The organism is Gelidimonas diazotrophica (assembly GCF_055694025.1).
In genome coordinates this window covers 229354-247180 of record NZ_CM146349.1, presented here as the reverse complement: position 1 = coordinate 247180, position 17827 = coordinate 229354, and the positions used below count along the sequence as shown (strand labels likewise).

Annotated in this window: 23 protein-coding genes; all 23 read right to left on the bottom strand. The window is 48.7% G+C overall.

Annotated elements, in window-relative coordinates; all coding sequences use genetic code 11:
• Positions 1-12 precede the first annotated feature (12 nt).
• On the bottom strand, positions 13-375 hold the full coding sequence (rplR, locus tag KGFNPO_RS01185; protein WP_472614368.1) for a 50S ribosomal protein L18: 363 nt from the start codon (positions 373-375) through the stop codon (positions 13-15).
• A gap of 12 nt (positions 376-387) precedes the next feature.
• Entirely contained in the window at positions 388-921 is a 534-nt protein-coding gene (rplF, locus tag KGFNPO_RS01180; protein WP_472632721.1) for a 50S ribosomal protein L6, read from the bottom strand.
• Positions 922-931: 10 nt separating this feature from the next.
• Entirely contained in the window at positions 932-1327 is a 396-nt protein-coding gene (gene rpsH, locus KGFNPO_RS01175; protein WP_472632720.1) for a 30S ribosomal protein S8, read from the bottom strand.
• A gap of 14 nt (positions 1328-1341) precedes the next feature.
• The gene (gene rpsN, locus KGFNPO_RS01170; protein WP_081801525.1) at positions 1342-1647 is read right to left on the bottom strand and encodes a 30S ribosomal protein S14; all 306 of its coding nucleotides are present in this window, start codon (positions 1645-1647) and stop codon (positions 1342-1344) included.
• 7 nt (positions 1648-1654) lie between these two features.
• A complete protein-coding gene (rplE, locus tag KGFNPO_RS01165; protein WP_472614365.1) occupies positions 1655-2194 on the bottom strand; it encodes a 50S ribosomal protein L5 in 540 nt (179 codons plus the stop codon).
• A gap of 6 nt (positions 2195-2200) precedes the next feature.
• On the bottom strand, positions 2201-2515 hold the full coding sequence (gene rplX / locus KGFNPO_RS01160; protein WP_472632719.1) for a 50S ribosomal protein L24: 315 nt from the start codon (positions 2513-2515) through the stop codon (positions 2201-2203).
• Positions 2516-2524: 9 nt separating this feature from the next.
• Entirely contained in the window at positions 2525-2893 is a 369-nt protein-coding gene (rplN, locus tag KGFNPO_RS01155) for a 50S ribosomal protein L14 (RefSeq protein ID WP_472614363.1), read from the bottom strand.
• 215 nt (positions 2894-3108) lie between these two features.
• Positions 3109-3381: a 30S ribosomal protein S17 gene (rpsQ, locus tag KGFNPO_RS01150; protein WP_472614362.1), complete on the bottom strand. Its 273-nt coding sequence runs from the start codon at positions 3379-3381 to the stop codon at positions 3109-3111.
• Positions 3381-3572, bottom strand: a complete 192-nt coding sequence (gene rpmC, locus KGFNPO_RS01145) for a 50S ribosomal protein L29 (protein WP_472614361.1) — start codon at positions 3570-3572, stop codon at positions 3381-3383. Before rpmC ends, rpsQ begins: the two co-directional genes overlap by 1 nt.
• A 12-nt stretch (positions 3573-3584) precedes the next feature.
• The gene (gene rplP, locus KGFNPO_RS01140) at positions 3585-4004 is read right to left on the bottom strand and encodes a 50S ribosomal protein L16 (RefSeq protein WP_472614360.1); all 420 of its coding nucleotides are present in this window, start codon (positions 4002-4004) and stop codon (positions 3585-3587) included.
• 2 nt (positions 4005-4006) lie between these two features.
• Entirely contained in the window at positions 4007-4858 is an 852-nt protein-coding gene (gene rpsC / locus KGFNPO_RS01135; protein WP_472614359.1) for a 30S ribosomal protein S3, read from the bottom strand.
• A 9-nt stretch (positions 4859-4867) separates the two neighbouring features.
• A complete protein-coding gene (gene rplV, locus KGFNPO_RS01130; protein ID WP_472614358.1) occupies positions 4868-5200 on the bottom strand; it encodes a 50S ribosomal protein L22 in 333 nt (110 codons plus the stop codon).
• Between the two features lie 5 nt (positions 5201-5205).
• A complete protein-coding gene (rpsS, locus tag KGFNPO_RS01125) occupies positions 5206-5481 on the bottom strand; it encodes a 30S ribosomal protein S19 (RefSeq protein ID WP_472614357.1) in 276 nt (91 codons plus the stop codon).
• Between the two features lie 10 nt (positions 5482-5491).
• Positions 5492-6319: a 50S ribosomal protein L2 gene (gene rplB, locus KGFNPO_RS01120; protein WP_472614356.1), complete on the bottom strand. Its 828-nt coding sequence runs from the start codon at positions 6317-6319 to the stop codon at positions 5492-5494.
• On the bottom strand, positions 6319-6636 hold the full coding sequence (gene rplW, locus KGFNPO_RS01115) for a 50S ribosomal protein L23 (RefSeq protein ID WP_472614355.1): 318 nt from the start codon (positions 6634-6636) through the stop codon (positions 6319-6321). Before rplW ends, rplB begins: the two co-directional genes overlap by 1 nt.
• Positions 6633-7253, bottom strand: coding sequence for a 50S ribosomal protein L4 (gene rplD / locus KGFNPO_RS01110; RefSeq protein ID WP_472614354.1), 621 nt, complete (start codon positions 7251-7253; stop codon positions 6633-6635). The genes rplW and rplD overlap by 4 nt, the downstream gene beginning before the upstream one ends.
• A gap of 3 nt (positions 7254-7256) precedes the next feature.
• Positions 7257-7925, bottom strand: coding sequence for a 50S ribosomal protein L3 (rplC, locus tag KGFNPO_RS01105; protein WP_472614353.1), 669 nt, complete (start codon positions 7923-7925; stop codon positions 7257-7259).
• A 141-nt stretch (positions 7926-8066) separates the two neighbouring features.
• Complete coding sequence (gene rpsJ, locus KGFNPO_RS01100) at positions 8067-8378, bottom strand: 30S ribosomal protein S10 (protein ID WP_472614352.1); 312 nt, start codon at positions 8376-8378, stop codon at positions 8067-8069.
• Between the two features lie 86 nt (positions 8379-8464).
• A complete protein-coding gene (gene tuf / locus KGFNPO_RS01095) occupies positions 8465-9655 on the bottom strand; it encodes an elongation factor Tu (RefSeq protein ID WP_472614340.1) in 1191 nt (396 codons plus the stop codon).
• Between the two features lie 82 nt (positions 9656-9737).
• The gene (gene fusA / locus KGFNPO_RS01090) at positions 9738-11843 is read right to left on the bottom strand and encodes an elongation factor G (RefSeq protein ID WP_472632718.1); all 2106 of its coding nucleotides are present in this window, start codon (positions 11841-11843) and stop codon (positions 9738-9740) included.
• Between the two features lie 126 nt (positions 11844-11969).
• Positions 11970-12440 (bottom strand): 30S ribosomal protein S7, encoded by a 471-nt coding sequence (rpsG, locus tag KGFNPO_RS01085; RefSeq protein WP_472614350.1) that lies wholly within the window; start codon positions 12438-12440, stop codon positions 11970-11972.
• A gap of 129 nt (positions 12441-12569) precedes the next feature.
• On the bottom strand, positions 12570-12953 hold the full coding sequence (gene rpsL, locus KGFNPO_RS01080) for a 30S ribosomal protein S12 (protein ID WP_472614349.1): 384 nt from the start codon (positions 12951-12953) through the stop codon (positions 12570-12572).
• Between the two features lie 616 nt (positions 12954-13569).
• Complete coding sequence (gene rpoC / locus KGFNPO_RS01075) at positions 13570-17802, bottom strand: DNA-directed RNA polymerase subunit beta' (protein ID WP_472632717.1); 4233 nt, start codon at positions 17800-17802, stop codon at positions 13570-13572.
• Between the last annotated feature and the right edge of the window lie 25 nt (positions 17803-17827).

The window sequence follows — 17827 nt, the reverse complement described above, 5'->3', positions numbered from 1 at the left end:
GACGATTCTTCCTTAGAACTTCAGACCAGCTTCACGCGCGGCTTCAGCCAACGCCTTTACACGGCCATGGTAACGGAAACCGGAGCGATCAAACGCAACTTCGGTAATTCCTACTTTAAGTGCCTTTTCCGCCACGCGCTTACCGACCAAAGTCGCAGCTGCTGCATTACCACCTCTGCCAGACTGTCCAGACAGTTCTTGCCGCACTTCTGCTTCCATAGTAGAAGCTGAAGCAAGAATTTTTGCATCTGGGCCAATCAGGTTCGCGTAGATATGCAGATTGGTACGGTGCACGGATAAACGGTTTACTTTTAACTCTGCGATCTTGGCACGAGTTTGACGTCCGCGGCGCAGCCGTGATTCTTTCTTGTCCATCGTCAGCCTCTATTACTTCTTCTTGGTTTCTTTAAGCTTTACCACTTCATCCGCATAACGGACGCCCTTGCCTTTATAAGGCTCAGGACTGCGGTAAGCGCGAACTTCAGCAGCAACCTGCCCTACACGCTGCTTATCGACACCTTTGATCAAAATCTCAGTTTGAGTTGGTGTTTCACATTTAATGCCCTCTGGCATCTGATGCACTACCGGATGCGAAAAACCTAGTGAAAGGTTTAACTTATCTCCTTGTGCTTGCGCACGATAGCCAACACCCACCAAGCTTAATTTCCGCTCGAACCCTTTAGTCACACCATTAACCATGTTATTGACCAAAGCGCGCAGAGTTCCGGACATCGCATTTGCCTCTCGACTATCGTTCGAAACATCAAACTTCAATGCTCCATTGTCGTTGGTAACCTTTACCAAACCTGTCAAAGGCTGAGAAAGCATCCCTAAAGGACCTTTTACTACGATTTTGTCTGAAGAAATGGTGACTTCAGCACCGGCCGTCAGAGCAATCGGCATTTTACCTACACGAGACATCTTAAACTCCTTAGGCCACGTAGCAAATTACTTCGCCACCGACACCGGTTGCGCGTGCTTTGCGGTCTGTCATGACGCCCTTTGGCGTAGAAACAATTGCCACACCCAGGCCATTCATTACACTAGGGATCTCGTCTTTACCTTTATAAACGCGCAACCCTGGACGGGAAACGCGCTCCAAACGTTCAATGACGGGACGATTTACATAATATTTCAAACCGATTTTGAGTTCAGCTTTACCCGCAGTTTCGGATACAGCGAAATCCTCAATGTAACCCTCGTCCTTTAGGACACTAGCAATCGCAACTTTAACCTTGGATGACGGCATTGATACCGTTGGCTTACTCACACCTTGTGCGTTGCGAATGCGGGTCAGCATATCGGCGATAGGATCGCTCATACTCATTGCATCTACTCCTATTACCAGCTAGCTTTAGTCATACCGGGAATTTCGCCGCGCATGGCTATTTCACGGAGCTTAATACGGCCCAAACCGAATTTACGGTAGGTACCACGTGGACGACCTGTTAACGAGCAGCGATTACGCTGACGCGTCGGATTTGCATTGCGCGGAAGCGCTTGCAACTTGAGACGCGCCTCATAACGCTCCTCTTCCGACTTCGATTGATCATCAACTATGGCCTTTAATTCTGCGCGCTTACCGGCAAATTTCTTTACCAAGTCAGCACGTTTCTGCTCACGGTTAATCAGTGACAATTTTGCCATGTCGTCCTCAGTTTCTGAACGGAAATTTAAAGGCGACCAGAAGTGCTTTAGCTTCTTCGTCGTTCTTAGCTGTAGTCGTGATACTGATGTTCATACCACGCAATGCGTCAATCTTGTCGTACTCTATTTCGGGGAAAATAATTTGTTCTTTGACGCCAATATTGTAGTTCCCACGCCCATCAAATGCGCGACCGGAAATACCCCGGAAGTCACGCACTCGCGGCATTGCAACTGTAATAAAACGGTCCAAAAACTCATACATACGAGCCCCCCGCAAAGTCACCATACAGCCGATTGGATAACCTTCGCGAATTTTGAAACCTGCAATAGCTTTACGCGCTTTAGTGACAACTGGCTTCTGACCTGAAATTTTAGTCAAATCACCAACCGCGTGTTCGATAATTTTCTTATCAGCCACCGCCTCTGACAAACCCATGTTCAGAGTGATCTTAAGAATGCGCGGAACTTCCATGGCGGATTTATATGAAAACTTTTCCGTCAATCCAGCGACAATTTTTTCTTTATAGAATTCTTGGAGTCGAGCCATGATCTCTTAAACCTTAACAACTTCGCCACTGGATTTGAAAACACGGACCTTAACACCATCCACATCTTTAAAGCCAACACGATCTGCCTTGCCAGTTGCCACATTAAACAAAGCAATATTGGACACATGAATCGGCATCAACTTATCAACGATGCCACCTGTTGCGCCAGTCATTGGGTTAGGCTTAACTGCTTTTTTAGCTACGTTAATACCATCAACAACTACATGCTCAGCATCCACACGACGCTGAACAACTCCACGCTTGCCTTTATCTTTACCAGTCAAGACGATGACTTCGTCGCTTTTTCGAATCTTATCCATAACGACTCCTTACAGGACTTCAGGCGCAAGCGACACGATTTTCATGAAGCGCTCAGTGCGCAACTCACGTGTTACCGGCCCAAAAATACGCGTGCCAATTGGCTCCAGCTTTGCATTAAGCAACACAGCTGCATTGCTATCAAACTTAACCAAAGAACCATCTTGACGACGAACGCCTTTAGCAGTACGTACCACTACTGCATTGTATATTTCACCCTTTTTCACACGACCGCGCGGGGCCGCAACTTTAACTGTCACCTTAATCACATCACCAATACCTGCATAGCGACGTTTTGAACCACCCAACACCTTAATGCACAAAACTTCTTTTGCGCCAGTATTGTCGGCCACTTCCAGACGGCTTTCTGTTTGAATCATAATATTCTCTTTTCCAACTTAACCCGGTTAAAGCGCAAGCGCATAAACGGTCAGTCTTGGTCCCGCCAGAACACTTATTAAGCGCACTGCTTGGGTGGACGTTATAGAAAAACTGGCTGAATTGCGAAACCCATATTAGGCTTTGCAAAATTCATTCAAGTTCATGAATGAAGCCAAGCATTATTACATTTAACTGCTTGGCCTGCAAGAGATAATTATACTAATTGTGCTACTTGTATGACACGAGTAACCGTCCAAGCCTTAGTTTTGGAAATTGGACGCCCCTCTTGTATCTCAACAGTATCACCTTCTTTAGCCTGGTTTGATTCATCATGCGCATGATACTTGTTCGAACGCATAATGATCTTGCCATACAAAGGGTGCTTGACGTGGCGCTCAATCTGGACGGTGACAGTTTTATCCATCTTGTCTGATACAACTTTGCCAATCAGAGTACGCTTAAGCGTTTGCTTCACTTGATCGTTCATTACTTGGCGTCCTTCAGATTCATGACAGTCTTCACGCGAGCAACGTCACGGCGCACCTTTTTTAGCTGTGAAGTATTGTTTAATTGCTGTGTAGCGATTTGCATACGCAGACTAAACTGCGCTTTCAGCAGGTCGTTCAGCTCTTTCGTTAGCGCTGCTTGATCTTTGCCACGGAGCTCAGATAAATTCATGTTTCACTCCTATTATTGGCCGACTTGACGCACGACAAACGTAGTCAATAACGGCAATTTAGACGCTGCCAGACGAAATGCTTCTCGGGCCAACGCTTCGTCTACACCATCCATCTCATACAGCATTTTTCCCGGCTGGATTTCAGCAACGTAATACTCCGGATTACCTTTTCCGTTACCCATACGAACTTCCGCCGGTTTCTGCGAAATTGGCTTATCCGGAAAAATACGAATCCAAATACGGCCGCCACGCTTGATATGACGAGTCATGGCACGACGGGCAGCTTCAATTTGACGCGCTGTGATGCGTCCGCGTGCGACTGCCTTTAATCCAAATTCACCGAAAGATACAGCTGTACCACGCGAGTGGGAGATTCCTGTATTTCGGCCTTTTTGCTCTTTACGATATTTTCTGCGCGCTGGTTGCAGCATGATTATTCTCCTGGTTTCTCAGCTGATACCGCTACTGCACTATCAACGAGGCCATCTGGCTTCTTGGTGTGAACACGCTTAGCTACGGAGGAAGGTGCTGTTGTAGCAACTGGCCCGTCAACCCTCTTGGCACGTGGTCGGCCTGCTGGCTTACCGTCATCGCGACGTGGGCCGCGGCGTTTTTTCTCATCATCGAATGGAGTTTCTATTACAGGCGTTTCACCGCTAGGTAAACGATCGCCTTTGTATACCCATACTTTGATACCAATAATGCCGTAAGTTGTCTGTGCCTCACCAAAGCCGTAATCGATATCTGCGCGCAATGTATGCAGAGGTACACGCCCTTCGCGATACCACTCTTTACGTGCAATTTCGATACCATTCAAACGGCCGGATGACATGATTTTGATGCCAAGAGCACCTAAACGCATAGCATTTTGCATTGCGCGCTTCATGGCACGGCGGAACATGATACGTTTTTCCAATTGCTGAGCAATTGAATCCGCAATCAATTGCGCATCTGTTTCTGGCTTACGAATTTCTTCGATATTCACATGGACAGGCACGCCCATAATCTTGGTCAATTCAGTTTTGAGAACTTCAATGTCCTCGCCCTTTTTACCAATTACGACACCTGGACGTGAGCTAAAAATAGTGAAACGCGCATTTTTTGCAGGTCGCTCGATCAAAACACGACTAACAGACGCGTTCTTCAATTTCCTCTTCAGGTAGGCACGTGCCTTGAGATCTTCACTGAGCATAGCGGCAAAATTGCTATTGCCAGCATACCAACGCGATCCCCAGTTACGGGTAACCGAAAGACGAAAACCGGTAGGGTGAATCTTCTGTCCCATCGTGACTCCTTAGTTGCCGACAGTCACGTATATGTGACAGGATTGCTTGGAAATTCGATCACCACGGCCTTTAGCGCGCGCAGTAAAACGTTTTAGGACCGAGCCTTTTTCGACGAAGATAGTTTTCACTGTCAACTCATCAATGTCTGCACCATCATTGTGCTCAGCATTTGCGATTGCCGATTCAAGTACTTTTTTGATGATTACAGCACCTTTTTTCGGGCTGAAAGTCAAAATATTGAGTGCGTTGTCAATTTTTTTGCCGCGGATTAGGTCAGCAACAAGGCGGCCTTTTTGGGCCGACAAGCGCACACCACGGAGGGTTGCTTTAGTTTCCATCATGGACCTTATCTCTTAGCCTTTCTATCGGCAGCATGGCCTTTGAACGTGCGTGTCAACGCAAACTCACCAAGTTTATGGCCAACCATATTTTCGGAAACATAAACAGGTACATGCTGCCTGCCGTTATGCACCGCAATTGTCAAGCCAATAAAATCAGGCATGATGGTTGATCTACGAGACCATGTCTTAATTGGTTTTTTGTCTTTGTTAGCTTGCGCTGTCTCGACTTTTTTAACCAAGTGGGCGTCACAGAAAGGCCCTTTTTTCAATGAACGTGTCATGTGCTACCCCTTATTTCTTGCCACGGCGCGAGATAATCATAGAAGTCGTGCGCTTATTGCGACGCGTCTTCTTACCTTTGGTCTGCTGACCCCATGGCGACACTGGATGACGTCCGGCTGCAGTTTTACCTTCACCACCACCGTGCGGGTGATCTACAGGGTTCATAACAACACCACGAACTGTAGGACGAACACCACGCCAGCGCATTGCACCGGCCTTACCAATCTTACGCAAATTGTGCTCGCCGTTACCGACTTCTCCGACAGTAGCTCTGCATTCAATATGAACGCGCCGCACTTCACCAGATCGCAAACGCACTTGAGCATAAGTACCGTCGCGAGCCATTAGCACAACGCCTGCACCTGCAGTACGTGCCATCTGAGCACCTTTACCAGGCAGCATCTCAACGCAATGCATGGTTGTACCGACAGGAATATTGCGAATGGGAAGGCAGTTCCCCGATTTAATGGATGCCTGCGGGCCATTCATCAATTGATCACCAACTGACAATCCCTTTGGTGCGATGATGTAATGACGCTCACCATCTGCGTAGCATAACAACGCAATATTTGCCGTACGATTAGGATCGTATTCAATACGCTCTACTTTTGCCACGATCCCATCTTTGTTACGACGAAAATCGATTACGCGGTAATGCTGTTTATGACCGCCTCCGATGTGACGAGTCGTAATGTGACCATTATTATTTCGGCCCGCACTCTTCGATTTTTTTTCTATAAGCGCTGCAAACGGCCGACCTTTATATAAATCGGCATTTACAACTTTAACCATGCCACGACGACCAGGCGAGGTTGGCTTTACCTTAACGAGCGCCATTATTTAGCCTCCTCGGAGAAGTTGATTTCTTGGCCCGGCTTCAAGCATACGAATGCTCGCTTGGTATGATTGCGACGGCCATTAAATTTACCTGAGCGTTTTTGCTTACCAATGCGATTGGCGACCTGCACAGATTCCACTTGAACCTTGAAAAGCAATTCAACTGCAGCTCTGATTTCTGGCTTAGTAGCATCAGGCATTACGAGAAAAATGACTTGCTCGTTTTTCTCTGCGACGAAAGTAGCTTTTTCAGAAATTACAGGCGCCAACAACACCTTCAATAAACGCTCTTCGCTATGTTTTACTGTCGTGTTCATGCCAGCATCTCCTCAATCTTGACCAATGCCGACTTTGTGATCACGATCTTCTTGTAGTGAACCAAAGAAACTGGATCAGCTTGGTGCGGCTCAACCACCAAAACATGCGGCAGGTTGCGCGATGCCAACAATAGATTTTCATCCAGAGAATCAGTAATTACCAACACCGAATCCAGACCCATAGCTTTCAGCTTTTGAGACAGAAGTTTCGTTTTCGGTGCCTCCAAGGTCAAATTTTCGATGACGAGCAAACGATCTTCACGTGCCAACTGAGAAAGTATCGAGCAAACACCCGCGCGATACATTTTCTTATTAACTTTGTGTGTGAAGTTTTCATCTGGTGAATTTGGGAAAATACGGCCACCGCCACGCCACAAAGGCGACGATGACATACCAGCACGTGCGCGCCCAGTACCTTTTTGACGCCAAGGTTTTTTAGTCGAGTGATGAACTTCTTGACGGTCTTTTTGTTTGCGATTGCCGCTACGAGCATTCGCTTGATATGCAACTACGACTTGATGTATCAAGGCTTCATTGTAGTCACGCCCAAATACCGCATCTGGAGCAGCAACATTTGAGCCAGCCTGTCCTTGATCATTTAGGAGCTTAAGTTCCATTGATTACGCCCCCTTCTTAGCTTGCGCTTTAATAGCAGGTGTTACAACGACCTGACCATTTTTCGCACCGGGTATAGCACCCTTAACCAACAGTAGTTGGCGTTCAGCGTCAATACGCGTAATTTCAAGATTCTGCACTGTGCGCGTTGCATCACCCAGATGTCCTGTCATGCGCTTACCAGGAAATACACGACCTGGGTCCTGTGCCATACCAATTGATCCCGGCACATTATGCGAACGCGAGTTACCGTGCGTTGCGCGCCCTGAAGAGAAATGATAGCGCTTGATAACACCAGCATAACCCTTACCTATAGTCACGCCCTGCACATCAACTTTTTGGCCAACCTCAAACAAGCTAGCGGCCACCACATCGCCAGACTTCATTTCTGAAGCCTTAGCAGAATCGACACGAAATTCTTTGAGGAAGGAACCAGCCTCAACACCAGCTTTGGCGTGATGACCAGCAGTTGCCTTATTAACCCTGGAAGCACGGCGCTGACCGAATGCAACTTGCACTGCGGAATAACCATCTATAGCAGGCGTTTTAATTTGTGTTACTCGATTGTTTGATACGTCCAGAACGGTTACAGGAACTGAATTCCCATCATCCGTAAAAATACGCATCATACCAACCTTACGACCAACAAGGCCTAGGCTCATTGTTTTCTCCATTCCCACCTACGATTGGGCAGGGCTGACTGTTTGTACTACTGATAATGTGTGAGTACGCAAAACTGCGAACTCACACTGAAGCCGATTATTTTAACTCAATAACTTTATTTTTACAACGAGTTATGTTATGTCCGCCTTTAATTACTGTAATTTAATTTCAACATCCACACCAGCAGGCAAATCCAGTTTCATCAATGCATCTACAGTCTTATCTGTTGGGTCCACGATATCCATTAATCGCTGGTGCGTACGGATTTCAAATTGATCGCGGGAAGTTTTGTTGACGTGCGGTGAACGCAGTACATCAAAGCGTTGAATCCGCGTTGGCAATGGTACCGGTCCCTTAACTACCGCGCCAGTTCGTTTTGCTGTTTCAACAATTTCAAGCGCAGACTGATCAATTAATTTATAGTCAAACGATTTCAGGCGGATACGGATTTTTTGATTTTGCATGATTATTCCTTAAAAGAACGAGCCGCGAAAGCTACTGCATTCGCGGCGATATGATTTGACGATTCCCGTCAAATCTAGAGTGCTATTTACTCAAGAATTTTTGCAACGACGCCAGCACCTACAGTACGGCCGCCTTCGCGAATAGCGAAGCGCAAGCCTTCTTCCATCGCAATCGGGTTGATCAATTTGACTGTAATGGAGACGTTGTCGCCCGGCATGACCATCTCTTTGTCTTTTGGCAATTCGATCGAGCCAGTTACGTCGGTAGTACGGAAGTAGAACTGCGGACGGTAGTTGTTGAAGAACGGCGTGTGACGGCCACCTTCGTCTTTGGACAATACGTAGATTTCACCAGTAAAGTGATTGTGCGGCTTGATGGAGCCTGGCTTGGCCAGTACTTGGCCGCGCTCTACGTCTTCGCGCTTAGTGCCACGCAGGAGTACGCCTACGTTGTCGCCGGCTTGACCTTGGTCGAGCAGCTTGTGGAACATTTCAACGCCGGTGCAAGTGCTTTTGACGGTGTCTTTGATGCCGATGATTTCAATTTCTTCACCAACTTTAACGACGCCGCGTTCGATACGTCCGGTGACTACGGTGCCGCGACCAGAGATGGAAAATACGTCTTCTACCGGCAGCAGGAAGGCGCCGTCGATCGCGCGTTCCGGGGTCGGAATGTAGGTGTCGAGGGCATTGGCGAGGGCAAGGATGGCTTCTTCGCCCAGCGGGCCTTTGTCGCCTTCGAGTGCGAGCTTGGCGGAGCCTTTGATGATGGGCAGGTCGTCGCCAGGAAATTCGTATTTGACGAGCAGTTCGCGCACTTCCATTTCGACGAGTTCGAGCAATTCTTCGTCGTCAACCATGTCGCATTTGTTCAGGAACACGATGATGTAGGGTACGCCGACTTGACGTGCCAGCAGGATGTGTTCGCGCGTTTGCGGCATTGGGCCGTCGGCTGCGGAACACACCAGGATTGCTCCGTCCATTTGTGCCGCGCCGGTGATCATGTTTTTGACATAGTCGGCGTGGCCTGGGCAGTCTACGTGGGCGTAGTGGCGCGCTTCTGTTTCGTATTCAACGTGCGAGGTGTTGATGGTGATGCCGCGGGCCTTTTCTTCCGGCGCATTGTCAATCTGGTCGTAGCCTTTGGCTTCGCCACCAAATTTCTTCGACAATACGGTTGCAATCGCCGCCGTCAACGTGGTCTTGCCGTGATCAACGTGTCCAATCGTGCCCACATTCACGTGCGGCTTGGTCCGCTCATATTTGCTTTTTGCCATTTCAAATTTTCCTTCAAAAAGAACGATTTATATATTTGTTTAGAAACTCACTCCTTGTGGAGTGAGAGATGCAATTAAATACTTATTTGCTTTTAGCAGTAACGATTGCGTCAGCTACATTCTTTGGCGCTTCAGCGTAATGTTTGAATTCCATCGTGTAAGTTGCGCGCCCTTGTGTTGCAGATCGCAACGATGTCGAGTAACCAAACATTTCTGAAAGCGGAACTTCTGCGCGTATTACTTTACCGCCACCACCAGCAATTTCATCCATCCCTTGAACCATACCCCGACGGGAAGATAAATCACCCATCACAGTACCGGCGTAATCTTCTGGCGTTTCCACTTCCACCGCCATCATTGGCTCAAGGATCACTGGGCTCGCCTTACGACAACCATCTTTGAAAGCCATAGAGGCCGCCATACGGAAGGCATTTTCATTCGAGTCAACATCGTGATATGAACCGAAAAACAATGTCACTTTCACGTCCACGACCGGATATCCGGCCATGACACCTGAAGTTAATGTTTCTCTGACGCCTTTTTCGACTGCCGGAATATATTCGCGCGGAACGGTACCACCCTTGATCGCATCAACGAACTCAAATCCTTTGCCTGGCTCTTGCGGCTCGAGCTTCAATACAACGTGTCCGTATTGACCGCGACCACCGGACTGCTTTACAAACTTGCCTTCTATCTCCTCGCAAGTTTTACGAATCGTTTCGCGATAAGCAACTTGCGGCTTGCCCACTGTTGCCTCAACGTTAAATTCACGTCGCATACGATCAACGATAATATCAAGGTGCAACTCGCCCATGCCTGAGATTATGGTCTGTCCAGATTCCTCATCTGTTTTGACGCGGAAGGATGGATCTTCTTGCGCGAGGCGGTTGAGTGCCAGACCCATTTTTTCCTGATCCTGCTTGGTCTTTGGCTCCACGGCTTGTGAAATCACGGGCTCAGGGAACACCATGCGTTCCAGTGTAATGATCGCACTTGGATCGCACAAGGTTTCGCCAGTAGTAGCTTCTTTCAAACCTACTGCTGCTGCGATATCACCGGCGTGCACTTCTTTGATTTCTTCACGCTGGTTGGCGTGCATCTGGAGGATGCGGCCAAGTCGTTCTTTCTTGTTTTTAACCGGATTGAATACGGTATCGCCCGACTTCACCATGCCTGAATATACGCGGAAGAAAATCAGTTGACCGACAAACGGATCCGTCATGATCTTAAACGCAAGCGCTGAAAATTTCTCATCATCCGCAGCTCTGCGCGTAGTAGGTTCATCGTCTTCGTCCAGCCCGCCGACAGGTGGAATATCCACTGGTGACGGCAGATATTCAATTACGCCATCCAGCATGGCTTGCACGCCCTTGTTTTTAAAGGCCGTACCGCACATCATTGGCACTATTTCACTCGCAATGGTGCGTTGACGCAGGGCAGCTTTAATATCGGATTCGGATAAATCACCCTCATCCAGGTATTTATTCATCAACTCCTCGGTAGCTTCCGCTGCTGCTTCCACGAGCTTCTCGCGCCATTCTTTTGCTGACTCCATGAGTTCAGCCGGGATTTCGCGATAATCAAATTTCATACCTTGCGAAGCATCATCCCAATAGATTGCCTTCATCTTGACCAGATCGACTACACCCAAAAAGTTCTCTTCTGCGCCGATCGGGATTTGCAATGGAATTGGGTTAGCCTTCAAGCGTGCACGCATCTGCTCGTAGACTTTGAAGAAATTTGCACCGGTGCGATCCATCTTGTTGACGAACGCCAAACGCGGCACTTTGTACTTGTTGGCTTGGCGCCATACCGTCTCAGACTGCGGCTGCACACCACCAACGGCACAGTACACCATGCAGGCACCATCAAGTACACGCATCGAACGCTCAACCTCGATAGTGAAATCAACGTGACCTGGGGTATCAATAATATTGATATGGTGCTCTGGGAAATTATTGCCCATTCCCTTCCAGAAACATGTGGTAGCAGCAGATGTGATTGTAATTCCACGCTCTTGCTCTTGCTCCATCCAGTCCATGGTGGCAGCGCCATCATGCACTTCACCAATTTTGTGATTCACACCGGTATAGAACAAAACGCGTTCAGTCGTAGTTGTTTTGCCAGCATCAATATGAGCTGATATACCGATATTGCGGTAACGCTCTATGGGGGTCTTGCGAGCCATATTCAATCCTAAATTTTTAATGTACAAAACCGAGCGCCATTTTCTGAAAAAATGTGCCCGGCTTCGAATAAATTAAACACGCAGATAGCAACCTTCACACACCTGAAGGAGCGATTGCTCAATCAGTTAAAAGCGGAAATGCGAGAATGCCTTGTTCGCATCAGCCATACGATGTACTTCATCGCGTTTTTTCATTGCGCCGCCGCGACCTTCTGCAGCCTCAAGCAACTCACCACCCAGACGTTGCGGCATGGATTTTTCACTACGCTTGTTAGCCGCCTCACGCAACCAGCGCATAGACAACGCCATCCGACGAACTGGACGCACTTCTACTGGGACTTGATAGTTAGCACCACCAACCCGACGGGATTTTACTTCAACCATCGGCTTGCAATTACCAATCGCAGCAGCGAATACTTCCAATGGGTCTTTTCCAGACTTGCTCTGAATATGCTCAAAAGCACCGTAGATGATATTTTCAGCAACAGATTTTTTGCCGGAAAGCATTAAAACATTTACAAATTTTGCGACATCAACATTACCGAATTTTGGATCCGGCAGGATTTCGCGCTTGGGGACTTCACGACGACGTGGCATTTCGATTCCTTTATCTCTTCAGTTGAATGCACTCTAGGCGCATTCGCGAATGGCCATCATAACCACCCACTTACTCGGCCCATTCGGGACCGACAACAACTCCGCAAATAACAAGCATTGCGGAAATAATTACTTCTTGGCAGCTTTAGCGCGCTTAGTACCGTATTTAGACCGTGACTGCTTACGATCCTTAACGCCTTGCGTATCCAGTGCGCCGCGCACCATGTGATAGCGAACACCAGGCAAATCCTTGACACGGCCGCCGCGCAGCAGGACAACACTGTGCTCTTGCAGATTATGGCCTTCACCACCGATGTACGAGATAACCTCGAAGCCATTGGTGAGGCGTACTTTTGCTACTTTACGCAACGCCGAGTTTGGTTTTTTTGGCGTTGTTGTATAAACGCGAGTGCATACTCCGCGTTTTTGCGGGCTGTTTTCCAGCGCCGGCGATTTGCTCTTGACACGCGTAGAAACGCGTGGCTGGCGAATCAATTGATTGATGGTTGGCATCGTTATAAATCCAACAAAATTACAACGTTAATAACATGACCCCAAAATCTATAATTAAGGGACGCATACTTGGTACAACAGCGCATGCAATACGCCACTTGATTTCATAACCTCAAAAATGCAGGCGTGGGCAAAGACAAAATACACTCAGCCTAAAATCGAGAACTGCCTAGTGTAAACCAGTGTAAAACGCTAGTCAACAAATGCATTATTTTCGCGCGATAATTTCCGTTAGTGCTTTCAACTTATTCCACGCTTCACGCAATCAATTTAAGTAAGCTTGAGATTGAATGCATCCGCGTGTTTAACGGAAACGCAAAGCATCAATAACTAAATAGCAGGGAGTATCATGAAAATATTGCCATTTACCGCATATATACTGTGCGGTAAATATAATACTAGCTAGAGTTTTCTTTATCTACAATATCGAATAAACGCACTAGACACTTACAGTGTGTGTAACCCAGAAATGAAGTACTCTCCAAAGCCAAAAAATACCGTTAAATACAATCCCGTTTCGATCGTTTCATTTAAAAGTAAATAGAATTTGGCCTAATGATAAAAACGGCACCGGAGCTTAACTCAAGTGCCGTCTCCTAATTACGCATGCGCAAGACTATGCTTCGCCGTCTGCGCTGTCGCTCACTTCTGTAATATCATTTTCGGCCTCGCTGATACGCGCGGCCTTTTCAGATTGCAAAAGTGCAGTACGCTCTTCAGCTTCCCAAGTTTCTTTCAGTTTGCGTGCACGGTGAAACGCTAAACCTGTACCTGCCGGAATCAAACGACCAACAATTACGTTTTCTTTCAACCCGCGCAGGCCGTCACGCTTGCCCATGATGGCAGCTTCAGTAAGCACACGCGTAGTTTCCTGGAAGGAAGCAGCCGAAATGAAGGAATCAGTCGAGAGCGATGCTTTAGTAATCCCGAGCAGAATATTTTCATATGTTGCCGGGATCTTGCCTGCCGCCACTACCCGATCATTCTCATCCAGCAATTCGGATCGTTCAACCTGCTCACCCACGATGTAGTTGGCATCGCCTGGATCGACTATTTGCACCCGTCGCAGCATCTGACGGACGATCACTTCAATGTGCTTGTCGTTGATCTTCACACCTTGCAGGCGGTATACGTCCTGCACTTCGTCGACGATATAACGCGCCAACTCTTCAATTCCCAGCAGGCGCAAAATGTCTTGCGGGTCGCGTGGGCCGTCGACAATCATCTCGCCCTTGTTCACGACTTGACCATCATGAACCAGCACTTGCTTTTCCTTGACAATCAAGAATTCGTGCTTATTTCCATCCATGTCGGTAATTTCAAGACGCTGTTTGCCCTTGGTTTCTTTACCAAACGCAACGGTACCTGTGACTTCCGCCAACATACCGGCATCTTTCGGCGAACGGGCTTCAAACAGTTCCGCTACACGTGGCAAACCACCCGTGATATCGCGCGTTTTCTGCGATTCAGTCGGAATACGTGCCAGCACTTCACCCACTGTCGCTTGCTGGCCATCTTTTACCATGATCAGCGCGCCATTTGGGAAGCCAATCGTCACCGCATGTTCGGTACCAGCGATCTTCACTTCTTCGCCCTGCTCATTCAACAGCTTGACTTGCGGACGTAGCGTCTTCATGACGGAGCGTCGCTTCCCGTCAATTGCAACCAGGGTGGAAAGACCTGTCACTTCATCGACTTGCTTGGCTACCGTCACGCCTTCTTCAACATTCTCGAAACGCACAGTACCGGCATATTCGGTGATGATAGGACGCGTCAGTGGATCCCAGGTCGCCAACAAAACACCGGCCTTGATATCCATGCCATCCTTGACTGCAAGCGTGGCGCCATACGGAACCTTATGGCGCTCACGTTCGCGGCCATGATCGTCGGTAATCAAAACTTCACCGGAACGGGAAATGACGATCTGGTCGCCCTTACCATTGGTGACATAACGCATTGTTGCAGTGAAGCGGATGGTGCCGCTGGATTTGGCCTCGACACCGGATGCAACAGCTGCACGGGATGCCGCACCGCCGATATGGAACGTACGCATCGTCAACTGCGTGCCTGGCTCACCGATCGATTGTGCAGCAATCACGCCGACTGCTTCGCCTGCGTTGACCAGCACACCACGCCCTAGGTCGCGGCCATAACACTTTCCGCACAAGCCGAAACGGGTATCGCATGTCAGTGGCGTGCGAACCTTGACTTCATCAATACCCAGGCGCTCAATCTCTTCCACCATGTCTTCGTCAAGCAAAGTGCCTGATTCATACAGGGTAGCCTGTGTTTCCGGATTGATAATGTCGATTACAGCCACCCGACCCAGAATACGATCGCGCAATGCTTCAATGACTTCACCGCCTTCTACCAAGGCCTTTATGACTGCGCCATTCGAAGTACCGCAGTCATCTTCAATCACAACCAGATCCTGCGTCACATCGACTAAGCGGCGTGTCAGGTAACCGGAGTTCGCCGTCTTCAGAGCTGTATCCGCCAAGCCTTTACGAGCACCGTGCGTGGAGATGAAGTATTGAAGAACATTCAAGCCTTCGCGGAAGTTGGCAGTAATCGGCGTCTCGATAATCGAGCCATCCGGTTTGGCCATCAGGCCACGCATACCCGCCAACTGGCGAATCTGTGCTGCGGAACCACGTGCACCCGAGTCCGCCATCATGTAAATCGCATTGAAGGATTCCTGAGTCGACTTGGTGCCATCGCGCCTAATGACATCTTCAACTTTGAGTTGGTCCATCATGGCCTTGCCGACTTCGTCACCGGTCTTGCCCCAAATATCCACGACTTTGTTGTAGCGCTCGCCGGACGTCACCAAGCCTGACGAATACTGTTGCTCGATCTGCTTGACTTCATGCTCTGCAGCGGCAATCAAGGTTGCTTTTTGTGGCGGCACCAACATGTCATCGATACAAATCGAAATACCGGCGCGCGTTGCCAAACGGAAACCTGACTGCATCAACTGGTCAGCAAACACAACGGTAGCGCGCAACCCGCACTTGCGGAATGAAGTGTTGATCAGTTTCGAAATTTCTTTCTTCTTCAGCGCACGATTCAGCACTGAGAACGGCAAGCCCTTCGGTAAAATTTCCGACAGGATCGCACGACCAATCGTGGTTTCATAACGTGTTACCGTTTTGACAAATTCGCCGGTAGTCGCATCTTTCGGATATTCGGTAATGCGCACGGTAACGCGAGATGTCAGTTCGACTTCCTTGTTATCGTAGGCACGAATCACTTCAGACACGTCCGGGAACATCATGCCTTCATTCTTGCCGTTGATCTGTTCACGAGTCGCGTAATACAAGCCCAACACGATATCCTGCGAAGGCACGATAGACGGTTCGCCATTCGATGGGAACAGGATGTTGTTGGAAGCCAGCATCAACGTGCGCGCCTCCATCTGCGCTTCGATCGACAATGGCACGTGGACCGCCATCTGATCGCCGTCGAAGTCGGCGTTAAACGCCGCACACACCAGCGGATGCAATTGAATCGCCTTACCTTCGATCAACACCGGCTCGAACGCCTGAATACCCAGACGATGTAGTGTCGGTGCACGGTTCAGCATCACCGGATGTTCACGAATTACGTCTTCAAGGATGTCCCATACCACAGGCTCTTGAATTTCAACCAGTTTTTTAGCCGCCTTGATCGTGGTCGCCAAGCCCATGAGTTCAAGCTTATTAAAAATGAACGGTTTGAACAGTTCCAGTGCCATCAGTTTCGGCAAGCCGCACTGATGCAATTTCAGCTGCGGTCCCACCACGATAACGGAGCGACCGGAGTAATCGACGCGTTTGCCCAGCAAGTTCTGACGGAAGCGACCGCCCTTGCCCTTAATCATTTCAGCTAGCGATTTCAGCGGTCGCTTGTTGGCGCCAGTCATCGCTTTGCCACGACGGCCGTTATCCAGCAAGGAATCGACTGCTTCCTGTAACATCCGCTTTTCATTGCGGGTGATAATTTCCGGCGCGCGCAACTCCATCAAACGCTTCAAACGATTGTTGCGGTTGATGACGCGGCGATACAGGTCGTTCAGGTCGGAAGTTGCAAAGCGACCGCCATCGAGTGGCACCAATGGGCGCAGTTCGGGTGGCAAGACTGGCAGTACTTCCATGATCATCCAGTCCGGCTTGATGCCGGAACGCTGGAACGCCTCAAGCACTTTCAGGCGCTTTGCGTATTTCTTGATCTTGGCTTCGGACTTCGATTCTTTCAGTTCGACGCGCAGCGTTTCTGCATCGCGATGAATATCGATCGAGCGCAGCAATTCACGAATGCCTTCCGCTCCCATGAAAGCTGTAAAGTCGTCACCATATTCGTCGTATTTGGCGGCGTAATCGTCTTCCGACATGATCTGACACTTTTTCAGTGGCGTCATACCAGGATCAGTCACGACATAGGCCTCAAAATACAACACGCGTTCAATATCGCGCAATGTCATATCAAGCACCATTCCGAGGCGCGATGGCAGCGATTTCAGGAACCAGATATGCGCAGTTGGCGAGGCTAGTTCAATGTGCCCCATGCGTTCACGGCGCACCTTGGCAAGCGTAACTTCAACACCGCATTTTTCACAGATGACACCGCGATGTTTCAGGCGCTTGTACTTGCCGCACAAGCATTCATAATCCTTGATCGGGCCAAATATCTTGGCGCAGAACAGACCATCGCGTTCTGGTTTAAAGGTTCGGTAGTTAATGGTTTCGGGTTTTTTGACTTCCCCGTATGACCAAGAGCGGATTTTATCAGGCGACGCGAGGCCGATTTTAATCGCGTCGAATTGTTCATTTTGCTGAACTTGCTTGAATAAATCGAGCAGTGCTTTCATGTATCACTCCAGGTTGGCGTGAAAA